Origin of the sequence: Pseudomonas sp. RIT288 (assembly GCF_000631985.1) — a bacterium.
Classification (GTDB): Bacteria; Pseudomonadota; Gammaproteobacteria; order Pseudomonadales; family Pseudomonadaceae; genus Aquipseudomonas.
Map to the genome: position 1 here is coordinate 69,792 of NZ_JFYN01000012.1, position 19,233 is coordinate 89,024.

The window sequence follows — 19,233 nt, forward strand, 5'->3', positions numbered from 1 at the left end:
GATCGGTGCGCGACGCAGCGGCAGCAGGCTTGCCGGTTGCTGTGAATTTTTTACGACAGCGGTGGTGGGAAATTTCCGAAAGACACTGCAACACGTCTGTTGTATCTGGCGTCGATACAATTACCCGCCTAGGATACGCGGCAGGTTTTCAGGGAGCTTTTGAATGAACAAGACATTGGTTGTAAGTGCACTGAGCGCAGCGCTGTTGCTGGCCGGTTGTCAGTCGGTCAACACCACCAGCGGCGGAGCCGTGGGAGTGGAGCGCAAGCAGTACATGTTCAGCATGCTGTCCTCGCAAGAGGTCGACCAGATGTATGCGCAGTCCTATCAGAAGACCGTCGGCGAAGCGTCGAGCAAAGGCGTGCTGGACAAGACCAGTCCGGAGGCCAAGCGGGTTCAGGCGATTGCCAACCGGCTGATCGCCCAGGCGCCGAACTTCCGTCCGGATGCGGCGCAATGGCAGTGGGAAGTCAATCTGATCAAGAACGATGAACTCAACGCCAACTGCGGCCCTGGCGGCAAGATCATTTTCTACACCGGGCTGATCGACAGCTTGAAGCTGACCGACGATGAAATCGCTGCGGTCATGGGCCATGAAATCGCCCACGCCCTGCGCGAGCACGGTCGTGAAGCGATGTCCAAGGCTTATGGCATTGAAATGGCCAAGCAGGGTGCCGGTGCGTTGCTCGGTCTGGGTCAGGACAGTCTGGCGCTGGCCGACACCGTGGCCAACTACGGCATGACCTTGCCCAACAGTCGTGCCAACGAAAACGAAGCCGACCTGATCGGTCTCGAACTGGCTGCCCGCGCCGGCTACAACCCGAATGCGGCGATCACCTTGTGGAACAAGATGAGCAAGGCCTCGGAAGGCGCGCCGCCGGAGTTCATGAGCACTCACCCGGCATCTACCAGCCGGATCGCCTCGCTGCAGGCGGCGATTCCGAAAGTCATGCCGCTGTACGAGAAAGCCCCGAAGTCTTGAGTCCGTCGGGGCTTGAAGGGAACTGGCTTTATTGTGGTGAGGGGATTTATCCCCGATGGGCTGCGAAGCAGCCCCAAAACCTATGACTGCGGTGTACCGGGTGCACCGAGGTGGTCAGCTTGGGGGCGCTTCGCGCCCCATCGGGGATAAATCCCCTCACCACAGGTTTTGGGTAGTTCAGTGGACGGGGGTTAAACCCAGCCACTGCTCTGCATCGCCTTGTACACCGCAACGATCGCCAGAATCAGGAACGCCGAAGCCGCCAGGCGACGGATCAAGGTCAGTGGCAACTTCTCCGCGGCAAAGTTGCCCGCCAATACCACCGGCACGTTGGCAATCAACATGCCCAGGGTGGTGCCGATAATCACCAGCCACAGCTCTGGGTATTGAGCCGCCAGCATCACCGTGGCGATCTGCGTCTTGTCACCGATTTCCGCGAGGAAGAACGCGATCAGCGTGGTCAGGAAGGGGCCGAACTTGCGTGCTGTGCTGGCTTCATCGTCGTCCATCTTGTCCGGAACCAACGTCCACAGCGCCGTGGCGGTGAAGCTCGCGGCAAGAATCCAGTGCAGAACAGAATCGGAGAAGAAGCTGCCGAACCAGGCGCCTACCGCACCGGCTGCCGCGTGGTTGGCCAGGGTCGCGGCGACGATACCGGCAATGATCGGCCAGGGTTTGCGAAAGCGAGCGGCGAGAATCAGCGCGAGCAGTTGCGTCTTGTCGCCGATTTCGGCCAAGGCAACGATTGCGGTAGGAACGAGTAACGAGTCCAGCATCAGGATTTTCCTAAGGGGCGGGTCGACACGGCTATGACACGTACAGCCTTCCCGCCCCGGGTAAGGTGTGCGTGTCATAGGTCTTGTCAAACCCTGCGATCCGTCTGGTGCGGACGCTTGGGTCGCATACGCCATGATCTGAGGATCAAGTATGTTGACGTATGCCGGACGAGCTTGGCGCTCGTGGGAGACTACTCCCCTAGGACGGAGCGGATTCTGCCTTCGCAAAACCGATAGAGCAAGAACAAATTTTCAGCCGCGCTTGGCCCGGTAAATCCGGAAACCATTGCCTTCGGCCTTGATCGCACACACGCCCAGATGCTCTTCGATCAGCGGTTGATACTTCAGGAAACTGTTCGCAACCAGGCGCAGTTCGCCACCGTTTTTCAGATGTTTGGCTGCTTTTCGCAGCAAGTTCTCGGTAGCGAAATAATCGGTGTGCACGCCGACATGGAACGGCGGGTTACTCAGAATCGCGTTCAAACCCATCGGTGCAGCGTCGATACCGTCCCCGGTCAGCACTTCAGCTTCCAGACCGTTGGCCGCCAACGTCAGGCGACTGCTGGCGGCGGCGAAGGCGTCGACGTCGAGCAGGGTCACCTGATTGTGCGGATAACGCCGTTTGACCGCCGCGCCCAAAACCCCGGCGCCACAACCGAAATCGAGCAGATGACCGCTCGGCAGTTTGTCCAGATGCTCCAGCAGCAGGGCGCTGCCGCGATCCAGTCGACCATGGCTGAACACGCCCGGCAGGCTGATGACTTTAAGCGGGCCTTCGGCCAGCGGCAGCTCATAAGTCTGCGCCAGGCTTTCCAGCGATTTTGCTTCAGGCGCATTGGCCACGGTCACTTGCCACAGTTGGCAGTGACGGGCGCTGTCGAGTTTGCGTGGCTTGCCGAACGGGTTGAGCTGCTTGGACGCACCCTCGATGCCGCTGCGTTTTTCCCCGACCAGAAACACCTCGCGCCCGGGCAGACGCGCGGCCACGGCGTTGAGGATGTAATCGGTCAGGTCCTTGGACTTGGGCAAAAACACCACGGCGCTGTCGAACTCGCGCTCCGGCACGTTTACGCCGAAATGGCTGCGATCTTCGAAGCGCGCATCGAGGGCGGCCTGATCGCCGGCATGCCAGCACCAGCCGAACGCATTGGGCAGGCGCCCGAGCAGATCGTCGGCAGGCAAACCGGCCAACAACAGTGCACCCTGGAATAACTCAGCCTGACGAAGCAGTACTTCACTGCGCGGATCCATAACTGCTCCTTGGAAAAAAAGTGCCGCAGTTTATCAACTGACGACCCGCAGCGCTGTACCGCTGAAGAACGCCTGGGCGTTTTCGGTCAATTGGCCGACGATGCGTTGCCGCGCCTCGCGACTGCCCCAAGCGTTGTGCGGAGTGACGATCAGCCGCGGAATATCGGCCGCCAGCAGCGGATTGCCATTGACCGGCGGTTCGACACTGAGCACATCGGTGGCGGCGCCGCCGAGGTGACCGTTGCGCAAGGCATCGGCCAGGGCTTGCTCGTCGATCAAGCCGCCACGGGCGGTGTTGACCACAAAGGCGCCGGGTTTCATCGACGCCAGCTCGCGGGCACCAATGAAGTGCCGGGTGTGTTCGTTGAGTGGGCAGTGCAGGGTCAGAGCGTCGATCTGCGGCAGCAATTCGTTCAGCGGCAGACGATCCGGGCGGGCAGGGCGGCCGGGTATCTGCCCGAGCAACACACGCATGCCAAACGCTTCGGCGAGGCGCGCGACTGCGCCGCCGAGTTCACCATGACCGAGCAGGCCGAGGGTTTTACCCTCCAGTTCGACGATCGGGTAGTCGAGCAGGCAGAACTGTCTCGCCTGCTGCCAGCGACCTTCGCCGACGGCTTTTTGATAATCCGCCAGACGGGTGGCGAGGTTGAGCAGCAACATGATCGTGTGTTGCGCCACCGACGGTGTGCCGTAACCCTGGCAATTGCACACCGTGATACCGTGGGCGCGGGCCGCGTCCAGATCGACGTTGTTGGTGCCGGTGGCAGTGATCAGGATCAGTTGCAGATCGGGGTTGGCGGCCATCGCGGCGGCGTCGATGCGGATCTTGTTGGTGATCGCCACGCTGGCGCCTTGCAGACGCTCGGCGACTTGTTCAGGGGCGGTCTGGGCGAACAGTTGCAGGTCGCTGAAGCAGGCACCCAGCGGGCTGAGGTCAAGATCGCCGAGATCCAGAGACGGGTGATCGAGGAATACGGCGCGGCGCGGGTTCGTCATCAACTGTACCTTTTGTGCTTGGAACGGAAGGCGTAATCTGCCGAGCCTACCAGATGAAACAATTGGTTACTCACTGCCATGGGCTGGCGCAATACCTGTGGCGAGGGAGCTTGCTCCCGCTGGGCTGCCAAGCAGACCCAAACAAAAATAAGGAGCCCCTATGTACTGGACCGAGTTCTTGACCGTTGCACTGATCCACCTGTTGGCCGTGGCCAGCCCCGGCCCGGACTTTGCCGTGGTGGTGCGCGAGAGCGTGACCCATGGTCGCCGCGCCGGCACCTGGACCGCGCTGGGCGTGGGCACAGCGATTTTCCTGCACGTGGGTTATTCGCTGCTCGGCATCGGCCTGATCGTTTCGCAGTCGATCGTGCTGTTCAACGCCTTGAAATGGGCCGCCGCCGCTTACCTGCTGTACATCGGCTTCAAGGCGTTGCGCGCGCAACCGGCGAAAGTCGTGGCCGATGATCTGCACAAAGAGGCCGGCGTACGCACGGCGCGCGGCGCGTTCACCTCGGGCTTCGTGACCAATGGTCTGAATCCGAAAGCCACGCTGTTCTTCCTGTCGCTGTTTACCGTGGTGATCAACCCGCACACGCCGCTGGCGGTGCAGGCCGGTTACGGCGTCTATCTGGCCGTTGCGACAGCGATCTGGTTCTGCCTGGTGGCAATGCTGTTCAGTCAGCAACGCGTGCGCGCCGGCTTCGCCCGCATGGGCCACTGGTTCGACCGCACCATGGGCGCGGTGCTGATCGCTCTCGGCGTGAAAATCGCGTTCACCGAGATGCATTGATCAACACTCACTGTAGGAGTTGCCGCAGGCTGCGATCTTTTGATCTTCTAAAAGCAGAATCAAAAGATCGCAGCCTCGTTTCACTCGACAGCTCCTACACGAGTTCGCTCAGCTTGCTCAGGGTCTGCAGATAATCCCGGGGATTGTCCCCGAGCAAACGGCGAAACATCGCGCTGAACGCCCGCGCGCTGCCGTAACCCAAATCCTGCGCTACACGCTGCACGCTGTCCCCTGCGAGCAGGCGCGGCAGGGCTTCCATCAGGCGCAGTTGCTGGCGCCAGGCGTTAAAACTCATCTTCAGTTGTCGATGGTTCGACCGCACCATGGGCGCGGTGCTGATCGCTCTCGGCGTGAAAATCGCGTTTACCGAGATGCACTGATCAACACTCAATGTAGGAGTTGCCGCAGGCTGCGATCTTTTGATCTTCTAAAAGCAGAATCAAAAGATCGCAGCCTCGTTTCACTCGACAGCTCCTACACGAGTTCGCTCAGCTTGCTCAGGGTCTGCAGATAATCCCGGGGATTGTCCCCGAGCAAACGGCGAAACATCGCGCTGAACGCCCGCGCGCTGCCGTAACCCAAATCCTGCGCTACACGCTGCACGCTGTCCCCTGCGAGCAGGCGCGGCAGGGCTTCCATCAGGCGCAGTTGCTGGCGCCAGGCGTTGAAACTCATCTTCAGTTGTCGCTGGAACAGCCGCGCCAGAGTGCGTGAGCTGGCGCCGACCTGCTGTGCCCAGTCTTCCAGGGTGTTGGGGTGATCCGGAGTGTGCAGCAACGTCAGGCAGATGTTCTGCAGGCGTCGGTCGGTGGGCATCGGAATGTGCAGCGGCAGGTTTTCCAGGCTGGCGAGCTCTTCCAGCATCAACTGCTGGATCAGCGGATTGTCCGCGTGCGGCGGGCCTTGCACGGCGCGCAGGATCAGCTCGCGCAGCAGCGGCGTCACTGCCAGCACGCAGCACTGTTGCAGACTGGCCGGTGACCGCTCCGGGGCGATGAACAGCGAGCGCATCTGCACATCGCCGGACATGAATATCTCGTGCGCGACTTGCGGCGGAATCCACACTGCGCGGCTTGGCGGAATCACCCAGGCACCGAGGTCGGTCACCACCCGCATGATCCCTCGGACGGCATACAGCAACTGCGCCTCGCGGTGCAGGTGCAGCGGCTGGTGCTCACCGTCCAGATAATCCCGGGGATAGGCACTCACCGGGCCGTGTTCGAAGTGGCTGATCAACATGTCTGATTCGATGACCTGGTTGGCAGGTATGCGCTTTTTCGCCAACTTAGCATAAAGCCGCTGACAACCTTCCGCCCATAACAAACACAAGCGTGCTGCCATGAATCAATCTCGAAACGTCATACGCTACGTCAACGCCGCTCATGTGATCGATCACATGTTCATGCTGATTTTTCCCGCCGCCGTGCTCGGCATGACCCAGGCCTTCGGCCTCGACTACGCCGCGCTGATCGGCCTGTCGCTGGGTGGGTTCATTGCCTTTGGCGCCTGTTCGTTACCGGCCGGCTGGCTGGGCGATCACTGGAGTCGGCGGCAGATGATGCTGGTGTTTTTCTTCGGCATCGGCGCCTCGGCAATCTTCACCGGGCTGAGCACCAGCCCGACGATGCTGGTGATCGGGTTGACCCTGATCGGAATTTTCGCCGCGATCTACCACCCGGTGGGCACCGCGATGCTGGTGGCTTACGCGCAGAATCGCGGCCGGGAGATTGGCATCAATGGCATGTGGGGCAACCTCGGCGTGGCGTTCTCGGCGCTGATCACCGGGTTGCTCGTGGCGCAGTTCGGCTGGCGGTCGGCCTTTGTGTTACCCGGCGTGGTGGCGATCTTGCTGGGAATCGGCTTTGCCGTTCAGGTGCGGGAAGAGCCGATCCCGCAGCGTCCACACACCGCACTGAAGGGCGCTGCCGGGCAGCGGATTTCGATGCTCATGGTGTTCGGTGTGCTGGCACTGGCGACGGCCACCGGCGGGGTAGTGTTCAACGCCACCACCATGACCTACCCGAAGCTGTTTCAGGAACGTCTGCATGACTTGTTCGCCTCGCCGCAAACCCTCGGCGTGGTGGTCAGCCTGGCGTATGCCTTTGGTGCGGTGGCGCAGTTGAGCATTGGCCAGGTGCTGCATCGAGTCAGCCTGAAATGGCCGTTTATCGTGTTGACGCTGTTTCAGGCGCCGCTGTTGTACGCCATGGCGTATGTCGATGGCTGGGCAGTGATCGTGCTCGGTGCGGCGTTCATGTTCGTGGTGTTCGGTCAGGTGACGGTAAACGACTCGATGGTCGCCAATTTCGTCGCGCCGCAGTGGCAGTCACGGGTCTTCGCCCTGCGTTACTGCCTGTCGTTCGGCGCCAGTGCGACGGCGATTCCACTCATTGCCTACGTCGAACCGCGCCATGGGTTTGTCGGGCTTTACTTGATTCTGGCGGGTTTTGGCGCGTTGACCTTCCTCGCGGCTGTGGTTTTCCCACGCACACCTTCCGAAGCGGCTGTCGGGCAAACAGCCTGACCGACGCTGAATACCGACAAATGCTGGCGCAAAGCTAGCATTTGTACGGCTGTGCAAATCATTCCTTCGGCTGATTTTACTGGGGTATAACGGCTCTAGAGTAATGCGCTCTACGCCAACACCGTGCAGCCAGAAAAGGGATTCATATGTTGCAGACTCGCGTCATTCCCCCGGCCGATGGGGCCTACCAGTATCCACTGCTGATCAAACGGCTGCTGATGTCTGGCGCCCGTTACGAGAAAACCCGCGAGATCATCTACCGAGACCAGTTGCGCTACAGCTATCCGACTTTGATCGAGCGGGTGGCGCGGCTGGCCAACGTGTTGACGGCGGCCGGGGTGAAGGCGGGTGACACCGTGGCGGTGATGGACTGGGACAGCCATCGCTACCTCGAATGCATGTTTGCCATTCCGATGATCGGCGCGGTGATCCACACCATCAACGTGCGTCTGTCGCCGGAGCAGATCCTCTACACCATGAACCACGCCGAGGACCGCTTCGTGCTGGTCAACAGCGAGTTCGTCGGGCTGTACCAGGCCATCGCGCCGCACCTGACCACGGTGGAGAAAACCCTGCTGCTGACCGACCTGCCGGAAAAGACCGCCGAGCTGCCGAACCTGGTCGGCGAGTACGAGCAACTGCTGGCCGCCGCGAGTGCGCAGTACGACTTTCAGGATTTCGACGAAAACTCGGTCGCCACCACCTTCTACACCACCGGCACCACCGGCAACCCGAAAGGTGTGTACTTCACCCATCGGCAACTGGTGCTGCACACCATGGGTGTGTCGACGATCATGGGCGCGATCGACAGCGTGCGCCTGCTCGGCACCAACGACGTGTACATGCCGATCACCCCGATGTTCCATGTGCATGCCTGGGGCTTGCCGTACGTGGCAACCATGCTCGGGCTCAAGCAGGTTTATCCGGGGCGTTACGACCCGGAATTCCTGGTCGAGCTGTGGCGCAGGGAGAAGGTCACGTTCTCCCACTGCGTGCCGACCATCCTGCAGATGCTGCTCAACGCCAAAGGCGCGCAGGGCACCGATTTCGCCGGCTGGAAAATCGTCATCGGTGGCAGTGCGCTGAACCGTACGCTGTATGAAACTGCCAAGGCCCGGGGTATTCAGCTGACGGCGGCGTACGGCATGTCGGAGACCGGGCCACTGGTTTCCTGTGCGCATTTGAACGACGAGCTGATGGCTGGCACCGAAGACGAGCGCACCACTTACCGGATCAAGGCCGGTGTGCCGGGGCCGCTGGTGGAAGCGGCAATCGTCGACGCCGAGGGCAACTTCCTGCCCGCCGACGGCGAAACCCAGGGTGAACTGGTGCTGCGTGCGCCGTGGCTCACCGAAGGCTATTTCAACGAGCCGCAGAAGGGCGCGGAGCTCTGGTCCGGCGGTTGGCTGCACACCGGCGATGTGGCAACGCTCGACAGCATGGGCGTGATCGACATCCGCGACCGCATCAAGGACGTGATCAAGACCGGCGGCGAGTGGATCTCCTCGCTGGACCTCGAAGACCTGATCAGCCGTCACGTAGCGGTACGTGAAGTAGCAGTGGTGGGCATCGCTGATCCGCAGTGGGGCGAGCGGCCGTTTGCGCTGCTGGTGATCCGTGAAGGGCACGAGATCGGCGCGCGCGAACTCAAGGAACACCTCAAGCCGTTCGTGGAACTGGGGCACCTGAGCAAGTGGGCGATTCCAAGTCAGATCGCCCTTGTTACGGAAATTCCCAAGACCAGTGTCGGCAAACTCGACAAGAAGCGCATCCGCCTCGACATCACCGAATGGCAGGCCAACAACAGCACCTTCCTCTCGACGCTCTGAGCGTCCGCTGGCGCGCCGAAAACGGCGCGCCAGACCCACCAAGCAAGCGCTTGGCTTGTGAAATCGAAAAAATCAGCCATCCTTGCCGGGCCGACATCTGTCGGACTGGCGAAAGGACTGTTCCAGAGTGGCCGGCAGCTGCAAATCACACTTTAGAGGGATCAAGCAGTACCACCTGCTGGCTATAGTCCGCTCAAGGATTTTTAAGAACGGGGCGCACGCACAAACGCGGCGATGCAATTTTGGAGTGACGTCGGGTGGCTACTGGCTCCCGGTCTTCCAGGCGTTTTTAAAAGTACTCACTGCCATAACAATAATGCACATGGAGTAGCGTCGATGACATCAGTAAACCAGTTCTGGCGCCGGGCTAAACTGCCTCTGGCCGTCAGTCTTGCCTCTACGCTCGCCGGGCCCGCATTCGGCGTCAGTTTCAACGTCGGTGAAATCGAAGGTCAGTTCGACTCCTCGCTCTCCCTGGGCATGAGTATCTCGACCCAGCAGCCGAACAAGGACCTTATTGGTGTCAACAACGGCGGCAAGGGCCTGTCCCAGACCTCCGACAACGGCCACCTGAACTTCAAGAGCGGGCAAGCCTTCTCGAAGATCTTCAAGGGCATCCATGATCTGGAACTGAAATACGGCGACACCGGGGTCTTCGTCCGGGGCAAATACTGGTACGACTTCGCACTGCAGAACCAGGACCTGGAATACAAGGACGTCAGCAACCATAACCGCGATATCGCGGCGCGCTCTTCCGGTGGGCAGATCCTCGACGCCTTCGTTTACCACAACTACTCGATCGCCGATGAGCCGGGTTCGGTGCGTCTGGGCAAGCAAGTGGTGAACTGGGGTGAAAGTACCTTCATCGGCGGCGGCATCAACTCGATCAACCCGATCGACGTGTCCGCGTTCCGCCGTCCGGGTGCCGAGATCAAGGAAGGCCTGATCCCGGTCAACATGTTCTACGTGTCCCAGAGCATCACCGAGAACCTTTCGGCCGAAGGTTTCTACCAGATCGACTGGCAGAAGACCGTGACCGACAACTGCGGCACGTTCTTCTCGCAGCCGGACATCGTGACCACCGGCTGCGACGATAATCTGCGGGTCCTGAACAAGCGTTCGACCATTCCGGGCATTGCGCTCGGGCCGTTGGCCAACGCTGGCGTCGACGTCAACGAAGAAGGTGTGCTGGTGCGCCGTTCACCTAACCGCAACGCCCGCGACAACGGGCAGTGGGGCGTTTCCGCCAAGTACATGTTCGACCCGCTGGCCACCGAGTTCGGTGCCTACTTCATGAACTACCACAGCCGTGCGCCGATCTTCAGCGCCACCGGCGCGCCACAGTCGATCTATAACGGCGTGGCAGCATTGCCTGGCCCGTTCCGGGCGCTGGGGCCACTGGTGGTCGCGGGCAACTCGGAATACTTCATCGAATACCCTGAAGACATTCGCCTGTACGGTCTGAGTTTCTCCACCACCCTGCCTACCGGTACGGCGTGGAGCGGTGAGGTCAGCTACCGGCCGAATGCGCCGGTGCAGTTGAACTCCACCGACATCCTGTTCGCCGGCGTGCGCCCGCTGGGTGGCACGTTGAGCAATGCATCGGTCCTCAACGGCGTGCCGGGCCAGGATCTGCACGGTTACAACCGCAAAGAGATCACCCAACTGCAAACCACCCTGACGCACTTCTTCGATCAGGTGATGGGCGCCAACCGGCTGACCCTGGTGGGTGAGGTCGGCGTGACTCACGTCGGTGGGCTGGAGAGCAGATCCGAAGCCCGTTACGGCCGCGATCCGGTGTTTGGTCCGGGCGAACTGCCGTCGACCGGTGGCCTCAATACCTGCTCGCAGATCCTCAATACTTCCACCGTCAACGGTGCCGGGCCGGGAGCTTCGCGCGATAACGTTTCCAGCAACTGCAACAACGACGGTTTCACTACTTCGACCTCGTGGGGCTATCGCGCTCGTGCGATCTGGGATTACAGCGACGTGTTCGCCGGTGTGAACCTCAAGCCGAACGTGGCTTGGTCGCACGACGTGAAAGGTTACTCGCCAGGCCCTGGCGGCAACTTCGAGGAAGGTCGCAAGGCCATCAGCCTCGGTCTGGACGCGGAATACCAGAACACCTACACGGCGAGCGTGGCCTACACCAACTTCTTTGGCGGCGACTACACGACCGTGGACGATCGTGACTTCGTGGCCTTGAGCGTCGGCGTGAACTTCTAAGCACAGTTTTTTCAGGACGAACATACATATGAAAATAACAAAGAGTCTGTTCCACGCCGGTGTTCTGGGGCTGTCGCTGCTGGCGACCAGCGTCATGGCGGCCGTACCCGCCGCCGAAGCTGACAAGCTGGGCAAGAGCCTGACCCCGATGGGCGCCGAGATGGCCGGCAACGCCGACGGTTCGATCCCGGCCTGGAAACCGCTGCCGAAAAATGCCGGCACGGTCGACAGCAAGGGCTTCCTGTCCGATCCGTTCGGCAGTGAAAAGCCGCTGTTCACCATCACCGCGCAGAACGTCGAGCAGTACAAGGACAAGCTTGCACCGGGCCAGTACGCAATGTTCAAGCGCTACCCGGACACCTTCAAGATTCCGGTTTACCCGTCCCATCGCGGCTCGACCGTGCCGGATGCCGTGTTCGCCGCGATCAAGAAAAACGCCACCACCACCAATCTGGTTGCCGGTGGTAACGGTCTGGAAAACTTTGATACCGCCGTGCCGTTCCCGATTCCGAAAAGCGGTCTGGAGGTGATCTGGAACCACATCACCCGCTATCGCGGCGGCAGCGTGACCCGTCTGGTCACCCAGGCGACGCCGCAAACCAACGGCTCGTTCAGCCTGGTGTATTTCCAGGACCAGTTCGTGTTCCGCGACAAGATGAAGGACTACGACCCGGCCAACCCGGGCAACATCCTGTTCTACTTCAAGCAGAAAGTGACTGCGCCGGCCCGTCTGGCCGGTACCGTACTGCTGGTGCACGAAACCCTCGACCAGGTGAAGGAGCCGCGCAAGGCGTGGGTCTACGCCACTGGTCAGCGCCGTGTACGTCAGGCACCGCAAGTGTCCTATGACGGCCCGGGCACTGCCGCGGACGGCCTGCGTACCTCCGACAACCTCGACATGTACAACGGTGCACCGGATCGTTACGACTGGAAGCTCGAAGGCAAGAAAGAGATGTACATTGCCTCCAACAGCTACAAGATCGACTCGCCGACCCTCAAGTACGCCGACATCATCAAGGCCGGCCATATCAACCAGGACCTGACCCGTTACGAGCTGCGTCGTGTCTGGCACGTGGTCGCCACCCTGAAACCGGGTCAGCGCCATATCTATGCCAAACGTGACTTCTACATCGACGAAGACACCTGGCAGGCAGCGGTCATTGACCACTACGACGGTCGCGGTCAGCTATGGCGTGTGGCCGAGGCGCATGCCGAGGACTACTACGACAAGCAAGTGCCGTGGTACGCGCTGGAAGCCCTGTACGACCTGCAATCGGGCCGCTACCTGGCGCTGGGCATGAAGAACGAAGAGAAATCAGCGTATGACTTCGGTTTCTCTGCCTCCAAAAGCGAATTCCAGCCGGGCAACCTGGGCCAGGACGGTATCCGCTAAGCTTTGACCCGAGGCCGCATCCTCGAAAAAACGCCCCGACTGGTTCGGGGCTTTTTTTGCGTCGGGATTTTGTGTAGGAACTGCCGCAGGCTGCGATCTTTTGATCCTGAAAGATCGCAGCCTGCGGCAGCTCCTACAGGAGGGGCGCCGGCTGGCTGATGGTCTTTTTGTAGCCATTTGTAGCAGCAACCTTCATAACCGCTACGTTTAAGGCTAGGCTGCGGACATCTGCTACGCCGCCAACAGCCATTCAAACAAGAGCCGGCCATGACTGATCTGTCCCCGCTTCCGGATCCTGCAAGCGCTGCCGTCGCAACACTGGACGGGCGTTTTTTTCGCCCGCCACTGCCCGACGGTTACGTTTTGCGACCGCGTCTGTGTGAACGCCTGAGCGCCGGGCTCGGTGGACGTCTGTTGCTGGTCAGCGCGCCTGCAGGGTTCGGCAAGAGTTCGCTGGCGGTGGAGTTCTGTCAGAGCCTGCCGGCGCACTGGCAAAGCCTGTGGTTGGGATTGAGCCCGCGGGATAACGATCCGGGGCGGTTTCTCGAGCGGTTGCTGGAAGGGCTGCAGGACTACTTTCCGGATCTGGGCAGTCGCGCGCTTGGCCTGTTGAAGATGCGCCAGCGCCATCAGCCCTTTGCCTTCGAAGAATGGCTCGACGGCTTGCTCGATGAGTTGGCCCTGCAACTGCAACCGACGGCGCCGCTGTTGCTGGTGCTCGACGACTACCATCTCGCCCAAGGCCCGGTACTCGACCGTTGCCTGCAGTTTTTCCTCAATCATCTGCCCGATGGCTTGCTGGTCATGGTCACCAGTCGGCAGCGCCCGGACTGGCATCTGGCGCGCCTGCGCCTGTCGCGGCAATTGCTCGAACTGCATGAACAGGATCTGCGCCTGACCCATGACGAAGCCCTGGCCCTGCTTGATCGGCATAGCACATCGCTGCGGGGTGAAGCCCTGGAAAACCTGATTGAGCGCAGCGAAGGTTGGGTGGCCGGGCTGCGTTTCTGGTTGCTGGCGGCATCCGAAGCCGGCAACGAGGCCGCATTGCCGCAAGCGCTGAACGGCGGGGAAGGGCTGATTCGCGACTACCTGCTCGAAGAAGTCATCGATTGCCTGCCCGCCGAGGTGCAGGCGTTTCTTTACGACACCGCACCTCAGGAGCGCTTTTGCAGCGAGCTCTGCGATGCGGTGCGTGAAGCCCACGACAGCGGCGAAATCCTGCGGTTTCTGTTGGCTCATCAAGTGTTTCTGGTGCCGCTGGACGAGCACGGGCACTGGTATCGCTATCACCATCTGTTTTCCGATCTGCTGCGCAGCCGTCCTGTCGCTCAACCGCTGGTACCCGCTGCGACCTTACACCTGCGCGCCTGCCGCTGGTTCAATGCGCAGGGCCTGCTCGATGAAGCGGTCGAGCAGGCGTTACGCGCCGGCCATCTGGATGTGGCAGCGAATCTGGTGCAGAACCTGTCCGAGGAACAACTGCTCGCCGAGCAGAACGTCGGCATGTTGCTGCGCTGGAAGATGGACTTGCCCGACAGCCTGCTGATCAGTACGCCACGCTTGATCGTGCTCTATAGCTGGGCGCTGGGGCTGGCCTGTCAACTGGATGCCGCTGAAGAGCTGGCCAGTCATTTGAGTCGCTTCCTGCCGGCGCCTTCGGCTTCGGCGCAGAAGTCGATGCTTGCACAATGGCTGGCGCTCAGCGGGATCATCGCTCGTGGGCGTGGTCATCGTGAATTGACTCAGCGCTATTGCAGCGAAGCGCTGGAAAGCCTGCCGGTGAAACGTTACGGGCAACGCCTGATGTGCCTGTCGACCCTGTCCAATCTGGCAATTGCCGATGGCGACCTGTGGCGCGCCCGGGGCTTGAACCGTGAGTCCCTCGAGCTGGCGCAGCGGGTTGGCAATCCGTTGTTCGAAGCCTTGGCGCATTACGACCGGGCGCGGGTGTTGCAGGCCCGTGGCGAGATACTGCGTGCACTGGATGAAGTGCATCAGGGCCTGGAACGGTTGCGTGGACTGTCCCCGCAACGTCTGTATGCGGTGCGTGCGCGGCTGACGTTGTACCAAGGTTTTCTGTTGTCCATGCGCCTGCAACCACAGCAGGCCCGTGCTCGATTGTTGAGCGGTCTGGCCGAAGCGCGGGCCTGTCGCGACATCAGCGTGCTGATCGGCCACTGCGTGATCGCTCGTCTCGACGGCAGCTCAGGCGAGTTTGCCAAGGCCTTTGCCGAACTCGCTGAAGCCGAGCGCCTGATGCACATCTGGGACGTGCCGCCGATCTACTACCTGGCGATGATTACCCTGGTCAAATGTGAACTGTGGCTGGTGCAGGGACGCACCGATCTGGCGTCCGCCTGGCTGGCGCGTCTGGGCCAGACCTACACCGGCGAGCGTGCAGCGGCGCCACCGGAATTTCATCCTCAGCTGCCATTGCACGTCGAACTGCAGCAAGCGCTGCTCGATGTGATTCAGGGGCAGTCGATGCTCGCCGAAGGGCGGTTGAATGTGCTGCTGGAAAACGGTCAGCAAACCGGTCGACAGTTGCTGTGTGTGATGGCGCTGGCGCAGAAGGTCGCCTTGTTGCTGGGCACTGGCCGCGAACCGGAAGCACGCAAGGTCTTGAGTCAGGCGCTGGAAGCGGCGGGTGGCGGCGTGATACAGCCGTTTGACGCACTGATCCGAGAATATCCGGACTGGTTGCGCAGCCAATTGCATGCATCGCCGGCATTGGCAGGACAACCGTTACTGGCGCATTTTCCACTGGTGGCGACTCGTCCAGTGGTCGAGTCCACCGCAGCCGAACAACTCAGCAGCCGAGAGCTGGCGGTGCTGCGTTTGATTGCCCAAGGCTGTTCCAATCAGGAAATCAGCGAACAGCTGTTCATTTCGCTGCATACCGTGAAAACCCATGCGAGTCATATCAACAGCAAGCTTGGCGTTGAGCGGCGCACGCAGGCAGTGGCCCGGGCGAAAGCGTTGGGGGTTCTGACGTAGTCTTGATGTGACACTCACACAAACCAAAACGCCCTGAATCAATCAGGGCGTTTTGGTTTGCACCCGATCCGCAAGCAGATCGGGTGTCGAGCTGGATCAGGCCACCAAGTCGTTGGCGCTGAAACTGTTCACACCCACCAACTGGATTTCAAAGTCGGCACCGGAATTCCCGCTGACGTTACCCGAGAGTACGTGGTCAACGAAGCGAATTTGGCCCGCACCAGTGAAATCATTTGCACCGATGAAGTTGAAACCGTTGATGCCTGCGCTCAACAGGTCGGCATCAAACTTGGTCAGATCGATCTTGTCGCCTTGCGCGCTATTGAAGTCGGTGATGACATCGCGCAGGTTACCGACTCCGGACTCGTTCCAGTTATTGAACACGAACCGGTCCGCACCACCTCCGCCCGTCAGAGAGTCGGTGCCCAGGCCGCCGATCAATGTGTCGTTCCCCAAGCCGCCTTCAAGGGTATCGTTCCCCAGGCCGCCGTCGAGGATGTTCGCGCCATCGTTGCCCACCAGGCGGTTGTTGCTTTCGTTGCCCGTGCCTTTGAGGTTCGCGCTGCCAGTCAGGAGCAGATTTTCGACATTGGCAGTCAGGGTGTAGTCGATGGAGGCGAATACCCGGTCGGTTGCCCCTGGGGTCGCGTCGGTTTCGATCACCACATCACCGACGTTATCGACGTAGTAAGTATCGAAACCACCGCCGCCGATCATGGTATCGGCCCCCAGGCCGCCGTCCAGGGTGTTGGCCTGGTCATTACCGGTCAGGGTGTTGTTCAGGTTGTTGCCGGTGCCGTTGATCACGTCGTTGCCGGTCAGGACAAGGTTCTCGATATTGGCACCCAAGGCGAACGCCACGGAACTGCGGACCGTGTCGACTTCGCCAGCCAGGGTGCTGGTTTCGGTCACGGTGTCGCCGTAGTTGTCGACGATGTAGGTGTCGTTGCCCAGGCCGCCGATCAGGGTGTCGGCACCGAGGCCGCCATCGAGAATGTTGTTGCCGTCGTTGCCGGTGATGCGGTTGTTGGCGGCGTTGCCGGTGCCGTTGAGGTTTGCATTGCCCAGCAGGATCAGGTTTTCGACGTTCTGCACCAGGGTGTAGTCGATGGTCGAGAACACGCGGTCGATGGCGGTCAGCGAGGCGTCGGTTTCGATCACCACGTCACCGACGTTATCCACATAGTAACTGTCGAAGCCACCGCCCCCGATCATGGTGTCGGCACCCAGGCCGCCGTCCAGGGTATTGGCCTGGTCGTTGCCGGTGATGCGGTTGTCCAGTTCGTTGCCGGTGCCGTTGATGATCTCGTTACCGATGAGGATCAGGTTCTCGACATTGGCAGTCAGGTTGTAGCCGATGGAGGCGAACACCCGGTCGGTCGCGCCGAGCGTTGCGTCAGTTTCGATGACGACATCGCCGTAGTTATCGACGTAGTAAGTATCGAAACCACCGCCGCCGATCATGGTATCGGCCCCCAGGCCGCCGTCCAGGGTGTTGGCCTGGTCATTACCGGTCAGGGTGTTGTTCAGGTTGTTGCCGGTGCCGTTGATCACGTCGTTGCCGGTCAGGACAAGGTTCTCGATATTGGCACCCAAGGCGAACGCCACGGAACTGCGGACCGTGTCGACTTCGCCAGCCAGGGTGCTGGTTTCGGTCACGGTGTCGCCGTAGTTGTCGACGATGTAGGTGTCGTTGCCCAGGCCGCCGATCAGGGTGTCGGCACCGAGGCCGCCATCGAGAATGTTGTTGCCGTCGTTGCCGGTGATGCGGTTGTTGGCGGCGTTGCCGGTGCCGTTGAGGTTTGCATTGCCCAGCAGGATCAGGTTTTCGACGTTCTGCACCAGGGTGTAGTCGATGGTCGAGAACACGCGGTCGATGGCGGTCAGCGAGGCGTCGGTTTCGATCACCACGTCACCGACGTTATCCACATAGTAACTGTCGAAGCCACCGCCCCCGATCATGGTGTCGGCACCCAGGCCGCCGTCCAGGGTATTGGCTTGGTCGTTGCCGGTGATGTTGTTGTTCAGTACGTTGCCCGTGCCATTGACCGTATCGAAGCCGGTCAGGACGAGGTTTTCGACGTTAGCACCCAATGTAAAGGCCACCGAGCTACGGACCGTGTCGATTTCACTGACAAGGGTACTGGTTTCCGTGACCGTATCGCCGAGGTTGTCGACGATGTAGGTGTCGTTGCCCGCGCCGCCGATCAGGGTGTCTGCACCCTGACCACCGTCGAGGATGTTATCGCCGACTGTGCCGATGATTGTATTGTTCGATGCGTTTCCGGTGCCATTGAGGTTGGCGGCGCCAGCCAGCGTCAGGTTCTCCAGATGCGCCCCGAGAACGTAATTGATGGAGGAAACGACGGTGTCGGTGCCCATGCCCGGATAATCGAAAATAACGTCTCCGGCGTTGTCAACGTAGTACGTGTCGTTGCCTGCGCCACCGTACATGGTGTCTGCGCCGGCATTGCCGTTGAGTACGTTATCCAGCTCGTTGCCGTACAGAATGTCATCGAAATTCGAGCCGATGGCATTCTCGATTTTTGCGCCGTAAGCAATCGCCAGGCCGTTATTGATGAGACTCGACGTTGACTGGTCGACGAACGCCTTGCCGATCTGGCTGAACGTACCTTCATTCAGATTGAGGGTCACGGACGCCAGTTGGTTGCTGCCATCGAGAGTATCGATACCGCCAGCATCCCATATGGTTTCGAAGATTGACTGGTCTGACGCCCATGAGTAGACGTTGTTACCGGTCTGCCACTGCATATTGGCGCCGTACAGGCTCTGAATCGCCAAGATGTCGAGCAACATCGGCGTAGTCGGCTGATAGGAGTAGTTGCTGTTGTAGCTCATTACCGTGAAATGAACATCATCGAGCGACGAGTCCAGCAATGTTTTATTTGTCGAGCTGACATCGAATGGATGTTTGAGTCCGAGCGCATGACCGATTTCGTGGATGAAGGTCAGGTAGTCGTAGGAGCCATTACCCGGATTTGAGTTGTTCGTCTCCGGGCCGATCCAGACATCGCCCCCGCTAGGGTTGTTGGCCGGGAAGTAGGCCCAGGCAGCTGTCTGGTTATCCATCAACCGATAAGCGCCAAAGCGAAGGTCACCCACGTTGTTGATGTCATCGCTGGTCAGCGTGAAGCTGAGGTTGGCGACAGCACTCCAAGTGGCCAAGGCATTGGTCACCGCGCTTTTCTGCCCGCTCGTCAGTTCGTACAGCGCGTTGTATTCATTATCAGAACTGTAATTAGTGACGAAGTACGACGTGTTGGGCGCCATGAAGCTATAACTAAGGCTGGTCGAACCCGAAGCAGGCCAGTTTGCCCCCAGCCAATAAGTTCCGGAGATCAGGCTGTCAACGTACTTGTTACCGGTCAGTGCTGAAGGAAACGCAATTGAATACGACGAAGGGGTAGGCATGGTTTTTCCTGGGTAATATGCGACTATTCCT

At 60.3% G+C, this 19,233-nt stretch carries 12 protein-coding genes, 2 pseudogenes and 1 riboswitch; of the genes and pseudogenes, 8 read left to right on the forward strand and 6 right to left on the reverse strand.

Going from position 1 to position 19,233, the window contains the following annotated elements; all coding sequences use genetic code 11:
- The first annotated feature begins 163 nt into the window (after positions 1–163).
- Positions 164–982 (forward strand): M48 family metallopeptidase, encoded by an 819-nt coding sequence (locus tag BW33_RS12025; protein ID WP_047599205.1) that lies wholly within the window; start codon positions 164–166, stop codon positions 980–982.
- Positions 983–1,173: 191 nt separating this feature from the next.
- On the opposite strand, the gene BW33_RS12030 is transcribed toward BW33_RS12025, so the two are convergent.
- The 3 genes from BW33_RS12030 to BW33_RS12040 form a co-directional block, all read right to left on the reverse strand.
- A complete protein-coding gene (locus tag BW33_RS12030) occupies positions 1,174–1,758 on the reverse strand; it encodes a TMEM165/GDT1 family protein (RefSeq protein ID WP_047599206.1) in 585 nt (194 codons plus the stop codon).
- 88 nt (positions 1,759–1,846) lie between these two features.
- Positions 1,847–1,971, reverse strand: a riboswitch (yybP-ykoY riboswitch).
- A 39-nt stretch (positions 1,972–2,010) separates the two neighbouring features.
- A complete protein-coding gene (locus BW33_RS12035; protein ID WP_047599207.1) occupies positions 2,011–3,009 on the reverse strand; it encodes a class I SAM-dependent methyltransferase in 999 nt (332 codons plus the stop codon).
- Between the two features lie 33 nt (positions 3,010–3,042).
- Complete coding sequence (locus BW33_RS12040; protein ID WP_047599208.1) at positions 3,043–4,008, reverse strand: 2-hydroxyacid dehydrogenase; 966 nt, start codon at positions 4,006–4,008, stop codon at positions 3,043–3,045.
- A 160-nt stretch (positions 4,009–4,168) separates the two neighbouring features.
- Between BW33_RS12040 and BW33_RS12045 the strand changes: the two genes are divergently transcribed.
- The gene (locus tag BW33_RS12045) at positions 4,169–4,798 is read left to right on the forward strand and encodes a LysE family translocator (protein ID WP_047599209.1); all 630 of its coding nucleotides are present in this window, start codon (positions 4,169–4,171) and stop codon (positions 4,796–4,798) included.
- A 94-nt stretch (positions 4,799–4,892) separates the two neighbouring features.
- Here the strand turns inward: BW33_RS12045 and BW33_RS12050 are convergent.
- Positions 4,893–5,102: pseudogene (locus tag BW33_RS12050) on the reverse strand (helix-turn-helix domain-containing protein); the annotation flags it as partial.
- Positions 5,103–5,106: 4 nt separating this feature from the next.
- Between BW33_RS12050 and BW33_RS29275 the strand changes: the two are divergent.
- Positions 5,107–5,178: pseudogene (locus tag BW33_RS29275) on the forward strand (LysE family translocator); the annotation flags it as partial.
- 94 nt (positions 5,179–5,272) lie between these two features.
- Here the strand turns inward: BW33_RS29275 and BW33_RS12055 are convergent.
- Positions 5,273–6,037, reverse strand: a complete 765-nt coding sequence (locus BW33_RS12055; RefSeq protein WP_047599210.1) for an AraC family transcriptional regulator — start codon at positions 6,035–6,037, stop codon at positions 5,273–5,275.
- A 100-nt stretch (positions 6,038–6,137) separates the two neighbouring features.
- On the opposite strand from BW33_RS12055, the gene BW33_RS12060 reads away from it, so the two are divergent.
- The 5 genes from BW33_RS12060 to BW33_RS12080 all read left to right on the forward strand — a co-directional run bounded on the left by BW33_RS12060 (position 6,138) and on the right by BW33_RS12080 (position 15,770).
- The gene (locus tag BW33_RS12060) at positions 6,138–7,322 is read left to right on the forward strand and encodes an MFS transporter (RefSeq protein WP_047599211.1); all 1,185 of its coding nucleotides are present in this window, start codon (positions 6,138–6,140) and stop codon (positions 7,320–7,322) included.
- Between the two features lie 146 nt (positions 7,323–7,468).
- A complete protein-coding gene (locus tag BW33_RS12065) occupies positions 7,469–9,151 on the forward strand; it encodes a fatty acid--CoA ligase (RefSeq protein WP_047599212.1) in 1,683 nt (560 codons plus the stop codon).
- Positions 9,152–9,487: 336 nt separating this feature from the next.
- A complete protein-coding gene (locus tag BW33_RS12070) occupies positions 9,488–11,377 on the forward strand; it encodes a DUF1302 domain-containing protein (protein WP_047599213.1) in 1,890 nt (629 codons plus the stop codon).
- Between the two features lie 28 nt (positions 11,378–11,405).
- Positions 11,406–12,770 carry a DUF1329 domain-containing protein gene (locus tag BW33_RS12075; protein WP_047599214.1) on the forward strand — a complete coding sequence of 455 codons (1,365 nt, stop codon included), beginning with the start codon at positions 11,406–11,408 and terminating at the stop codon, positions 12,768–12,770.
- 267 nt (positions 12,771–13,037) lie between these two features.
- Complete coding sequence (locus BW33_RS12080; RefSeq protein ID WP_047599215.1) at positions 13,038–15,770, forward strand: LuxR C-terminal-related transcriptional regulator; 2,733 nt, start codon at positions 13,038–13,040, stop codon at positions 15,768–15,770.
- Positions 15,771–15,866: 96 nt separating this feature from the next.
- Here the strand turns inward: BW33_RS12080 and BW33_RS30360 are convergent, their stop codons facing one another.
- Entirely contained in the window at positions 15,867–19,202 is a 3,336-nt protein-coding gene (locus BW33_RS30360) for a M10 family metallopeptidase (protein WP_047599216.1), read from the reverse strand.
- Positions 19,203–19,233 lie beyond the last annotated feature (31 nt).